The sequence below is a fragment of the Actinomadura sp. NPDC000929 genome, assembly GCF_040492065.1.
Classification (GTDB): Bacteria; Actinomycetota; Actinomycetes; order Streptosporangiales; family Streptosporangiaceae; genus Spirillospora; species Spirillospora verrucosospora.
Genome location: NZ_JBEUPA010000260.1, coordinates 1 through 5,614 on the forward strand (window position 1 = coordinate 1; position 5,614 = coordinate 5,614).

The 5,614-nt window shown below is 73.9% G+C and carries 5 protein-coding genes; all 5 read left to right on the forward strand.

The genetic code is table 11. The annotated features are described in order from the left end of the window. Window positions 1-558 (forward strand): FAD-linked oxidase C-terminal domain-containing protein (locus ABWI04_RS41325; RefSeq protein ID WP_353835822.1); only part of this gene is annotated, 558 nt, incomplete at its 5' end. Between the two features lie 5 nt (window positions 559-563). Then, window positions 564-1,466 carry a diacylglycerol kinase family protein gene (locus ABWI04_RS41330; RefSeq protein ID WP_345184644.1) on the forward strand — a complete coding sequence of 301 codons (903 nt, stop codon included), beginning with the start codon at window positions 564-566 and terminating at the stop codon, window positions 1,464-1,466. Window positions 1,467-1,793: 327 nt separating this feature from the next. Next, window positions 1,794-3,308, forward strand: coding sequence for a metallophosphoesterase family protein (locus ABWI04_RS41335; RefSeq protein WP_345184642.1), 1,515 nt, complete (start codon window positions 1,794-1,796; stop codon window positions 3,306-3,308). A 156-nt stretch (window positions 3,309-3,464) separates the two neighbouring features. Continuing rightward, window positions 3,465-3,956, forward strand: coding sequence for a DUF4234 domain-containing protein (locus ABWI04_RS41340; protein ID WP_345184640.1), 492 nt, complete (start codon window positions 3,465-3,467; stop codon window positions 3,954-3,956). 318 nt (window positions 3,957-4,274) lie between these two features. Further along, a partial coding sequence (locus tag ABWI04_RS41345; RefSeq protein ID WP_353835823.1) for a bifunctional 3'-5' exonuclease/DNA polymerase occupies window positions 4,275-5,614 on the forward strand: 1,340 nt, incomplete at its 3' end.

Consider the following 5,614-nt stretch of genomic DNA (forward strand, 5'->3'; position numbering starts at 1 on the left):
CGCGTCGCCGACCGGCGGGCCGGGGCCGCGCGGGTGCTGCGCGAGGCCGGCGGCGAGCCGCTCGGCGCCGGGCCGGGGGAGAAGTGGGAGCGCGGCCGCTTCGACGCCCCCTACCTGCGCGACTCCCTCCTGGACGCCGGCGCCTTCGTCGAGACGCTGGAGACCGCCGCCTTCTGGTCGGACGTCCCCGCGCTGTACGAAGCCGTCCGGGAGGCCCTGATCGGAACGCTGTCGGGCGCCGGGACGCCGCCGCTGGTGATGTGCCACATCTCGCACGTGTATCCGACGGGCGCGTCCCTCTACTTCACGGTCGTGTCCGCGCAGGGCGAGGAGCCCGTCGGGCACTGGGCCGCCGCCAAGCGCGCGGCCTGCGACGCGATCCTCGCCGCCGGCGGGACGATCAGCCACCACCACGGGGTGGGCACCGACCACCGCGACTGGTACGCCCGGGAGATCGGGCCGCTCGGCGCCGCCGTGCTGCGCGCCGTCAAGGAGAGGGTCGATCCCGCCGGGATCCTCAACCCGGGCGTCCTCGTCCCGCCCGCGGAAGGAGAGTGAGCTCCGTGCGCGGGAAGGAAGTGAGCGGCGTGCGCGCGTTCACCGCGATCGTCAACCCGGCGGCGGGCGGCGCGTCCGCCTCCTGCCTGATCCCGCTGGCCCGGCTGCTGCGCGACGCGGGCGCCGAGGTCGACGTCGAGTACAGCCGCGGGATGGAGCACGCCGCCGACGCCGCCCGCGCCGCCGCCGAGGCGGGCCGGGTGGTGCTCGGCGTCGGCGGGGACGGCCTGGTCGGCTGCGTCGGCGGAGCCCTGGCCGGGACGGGGGCCCTGTTCGGGATCGTCCCCGCCGGCCGGGGCAACGACTTCGCGCGCCAGCTCGGCGTCCCGTCCGACCCGGAGCGGCTCGCCCGGCTGCTGCTGGAGGGCGAGCCGCGCGCCGTGGACGCCATCGACGCCAACGGGACGGCCGTGCTCGGCAGCGTCTACGCGGGCGTGGACGCGGTCGCCAACGACAACGCCAACAGGACGCGGCTCCTGCGCGGCTCGGCCGCCTACTACGTCGGGGCGCTGCGCGCGATCGCCTCGTGGCGGCACGCCGACTACCTGATCACCGTGGACGGCGAGCGGTACCGGCGGGAGGGTTACACCGTCGTCGCCGCCAACTCGGGCTACTACGGGTTCGGCAAGCACATCGCCCCCGGCGCGCGCGTCGACGACGGCCTGCTCGACGTCGTGCTGATCCGCAAGGCGCCGAGGACGCTGTTCTTCGCCGTCATGCGGGAGCTGGAGGCCGGGACGCACGTCCGGCGGCCCGAGGTGGAGGTCCTGCGCGGCCGCGAGGTCCGGATCGAGCTCGCCGGCGGGTCCGGCAGGACGCTCCCGTACGGGGCGGACGGCGAACTCCCCGGGATCCTGCCGGTCACCGCGCGGGTGATGCCCGGCGCGCTGCGCGTCCTGGCGCCCTGACCGGCACGCCGCCAGGTTTTGCAGGGCGTTTAGGGCGGTTTACGCCCCCATTACGGCTCTCCGGATAGTGTCGGTTACGTCCCGCTACGGGACCTTGGGGCTGTCTGTGGAGGCATCATGGGAAGGCGACTTCACTGCTCGCCGTTCTGGGGGGACTCATGATGACCGCAGGCCCCCTCGTCGTGGTGGCGCCGGTGTCCTTGGGGGTGGCGCCGGCGCCAACCGCGCTTGCCTGACGAAGTGTCTGCTTCCTGGCGTCGTGTCGCCTTGACGGCGTGACCGCCTCCGGAAAGGCTGTGAGCACCCCCTCACGCCCGGAGGCATTCTGTGTCTGCCGAGGTCCCCCCCGGACCCGACAACTCGCGCACCTCCGAGGAAGGCGCCGGCTGGGCCTGCGGCAGGCGGGGAAGCTTCCACGAGCTGCTCCCGGACCGCGTCCCCGACTTCTCCTGGCGCCGCCCCTCGGTGCTCTGGCGATCGCGCAACGACGTGCTGGCGCGCCTGTTCGGCGACCCGGCGAACGCGATCCGCCGTCGCTGCGTGGCGTCCCTGCGCGAGCGCGGCACCCCGGCCGCGTTCACCGTGCACCGCCCGGCGCCGGAGTTCTCCTTCGCGCTGGTCGGCGACACCGGCGAGGGGGACCGGTCGCAGTACGCGGTGGTCCCGCCGCTGCTGCACGCGGCCGCGGGCACCGACTTCATGGTCATCGCCAGCGACGTGATCTACCCGACGGGCGACGCGGGGGACTACCCCGACAAGTTCTTCCGCCCCTACAAGGACTACCCCGCGCCCATCTACGCGGTGCCCGGCAACCACGACTGGTACGACGGCCTGCGCGGCTTCCTGCACGTCTTCTGCGGCCTGGACGAGAACTGCTCGCCGCCCCCGTGGCGCGGCCCGCTCGCCTTCATCCCGCGCCGCCTGTGGCGCCACTCCGGAGCCGTCGACGCGGAGGCGCTCGCCGAGGCCCGCCGGCTGTACCGGGGCGCGCCCGGCCAGCAGGGCGCGCAACCGGGGCCGTACTGGGCGATCGACACCCCCGCGCTGCGCATCATCGGCATCGACACCGGGATCACGGGCCGGCTCGACCGCGACCAGGGGCGCTGGCTCCGGGAGGTCTCCGGGGGGCCGAAACCAAAGTTGCTGGTGACCGGAAAGCCGCTCTACGTGGACGACGACCACCGTCCCGGGGCGATCGAGGGCGGCGGGACGGTCGACGAGATCGTCCAGGACCCGGCGCACCACTACGTGGCCGCGATCGGCGGCGACATCCACAACTACCAGCGCTACCCGGTGCGGACCGGCGACGGCCGGACGATCCAGTACATCGTCTCGGGCGGCGGCGGCGCCTTCATGCACGCGACCCACGTCATCCCGCGGACCCGGGTGGTGGAGGAGGACGAGTTCCGCTGCTACCCGCTGCGCGGCGACTCCCTGTCGCGCTACAGCAAGCTGTACGGCCGGTGGCTGCGGCTCCCGGGGCTCTTCGAGCTCACCCCCGAGGAGGCCACCGCCGCCGTCGAGCACCGGCTCGGGATCAAGCCGGGGCGAGGGTACGACGGCCCCGCGGCGTCGCGCCGCGCGCGCTTCGTCGCCGCCGTCCTCGGCGTGCCGCGGGGCGGCCGCGGCCGCCCCCGCTTCCTGCGGCTCCCCGTCCGCAGGCTGCCGCAGCGGTTCCGGTCGGAGCTGGCCGACTGGGACCGGCCGCCGTTCTTCAAGAGCTTCCTCCGCCTGGACGTGACGGAGTCGCAGCTGCGCATCCGTTGCTTCGCGGCGACGGGGTGCGGCGACCACGAGACGTCGCCGCCGTGCGAGGACGAGGTGACGATCCCGCTGCGCTGACCGGCCGGTTTGGATGATCTGCCAGTCATGGGGCGAAAGTAGGCGATCTTGCCTCGCGGCGTGCCCGGCTGCCGTTACAGTCGTGGCTCACCACACCGGTGAACGGTAACGGACGGTCGGCCGGAAAACGACCGCGTCCTTCAGGAGAGCTTTTCCATGAGTCACCCCCAGCAGGGTCAGGGCCAACAGCAGGCATACCAGGGCGGCTACGCGCCCGCCCACGCGCAGCACCAGGCGCCCGCGGCCGCGGGCACCGGCCTCAACATGAAGCGCCGCAACCCCGTCGGCGCCTGGCTCGGGCTGCCGATCATCACGTTCGGCATCTACGGGCTCGTCTGGTTCTTCAAGGTCCACGACGAGCTGCACCAGTACGACCGGCGCATCGACAACGCCGCCACCAACGCGCTGCTGTCCATGCTGTTCGGCGGCATCACCCTCGGCATCTGGCCGCTCGTCATGTGGGTCAAGCTCGGCGGGCGCATCGCCCAGGCCCAGCGCTCGGCCGGCCTCCAGCCGAGCTGCAGCGGCGGCATGGGCTTCCTGCTCGGCATCTTCGGCTTCGGCGTGCTGTACTACCAGCTCCAGCTGAACAAGGTCATCGACCGCTACGGAGACACCCCCGCCGGCCAGCAGGTGTCGATCCTCTAGGCCTTTTTCTCGGCCTTCTCTCCTCCTTCGGGCCTGGCGGCCCTCCATCGTCGATGAAGGCGGGCGATCGCTGGCATCGCTTCGTCTCGCCTTGGCGGCTCGCTTCGCGATCAGATTCTTGCTTCGCTCGAATCTGCCTTCGGACGCGATCGCATGGGGGAGGTCGTCGCCAGCCGAGCTTCAGACGCTGCCTTGAGCAGCGGGCCACGGCCCTGGCCTGCTGATTCGGATCGCGCTCGACCCCCCGTGACCTTGTCACGGGGGGTCTTCGCTTTGTGCAGGAGCTGGATTGTCGGTGGGCGGGGTCAGAATGGGCGGGTGAGGATCGCGGTCGCGGCCGGGGGCGGGCGTGGGGGTGCGTTGCGGGCGGTGGCCGAGGACGGCACGCCCGCGGGGCCCGTCGAGGAGGTTCCCGACCTGGTCCCGGCCATCGCCGAGCGGGAACGCGAGTCGGCGCCGCGCTGGGTGTGGCCGTCCACCGCGCGGCTCTACCCCCGGCTGCTGGAGGCGGGCGTGCGGGTCGCGCGCTGCCACGACCTCGAACTCGTCGAAAGCCTGCTGCTCGGCCATGCCGGGCGGTACGGGGAGCCGCGCTCGGTCCGGGCGGCGTGGGCGCGGCTGCGCGGCGAGCCCGTCCCGGCCGATCCGCCGCCGCCCCGGGAAGACGCCGCGCAGCCGTCGCTGTTCGACGACGACGCCGGGCGGGAGGAGTCCGCCGACGACCTCGGCCAGATCGTCGCGGTGCACGCCGAGCAGCAGCGCGGCATCGCCGGGCTTGACGGGTTCGCGCTGCTCGCGGCGGCCGAGTCGGCCGGTTCGCTGGTGGCCGCCGAGATGGCGCACGACGGGCTGCCCTGGTCGGCGGACGAGCACGACGCGCTGCTCACCGAGATGCTCGGGCCGCGGCCCACGGGCGGTCTGCGGCCCCGCAGGCTGCAGGAGCTCGCCGACCGGATCAGCGCCGCGTTCGGGCCGCGCGTGCACGTCAACCCCGACTCCCCGGCGCAGATCATCCGGGCGTTCGCCTCGGCGGGGCTGCCGATCGCGTCCACGCGGGCGTACGTCCTCCGGCAGGTCGACCACCCCGCCGTGCCCCTGCTGCTGGAGTACAAGGAGCTGTCGCGGCTGCACGCCGCGCACGGCTGGACGTGGCTCGACACGTGGGTGAGCGGCGGCCGGTTCCGTCCCGAGTACGTCGTCGGCGGCGTCGTGTCCGGGCGGTGGGCGACGAGCGGCGGAGGCGCCCTGCAGATCCCGCGCGTGCTGCGCAAGGCCGTCGTCGCCGACCCGGGCTGGGCCCTGGTCGTCGCCGACGCCGCGCAGCTCGAACCCCGGGTGCTGGCGGCGCTCGCCGGCGACCGCGCGTTCTCCGAGGCCGCCGCGCACGGCGACCTCTACGCGGCCCTGTCCGACGCCTTCCGCGACGACGCCGACGGCGCGCGGACCGCGCGCGACAAGGCCAAGATCGCCCTGCTGTCCGCCATGTACGGGGGCGGGACGGCGGACGCGGTGCAGCTCCTCGCCGTCCTGAAGAGCCGGTTCCCGCAGGCGTTCGAGTACGTCGAGACCGCCGCGCGGGCGGGGGAGCGCGGGCTGCTCGTGCGGTCCCGCCTCGGCCGCACGTGCCCGCCGCCCTCGGCCGGGTGGCGCGAGCTGAC

Coding starts and splice junctions, on each gene's coding strand:
- ABWI04_RS41340 (WP_345184640.1), top strand. CDS start 3,465: ATGAGTCACCCCCAGCAGGGTCAGGGCCAACAGCAGGCATACCAGGGC.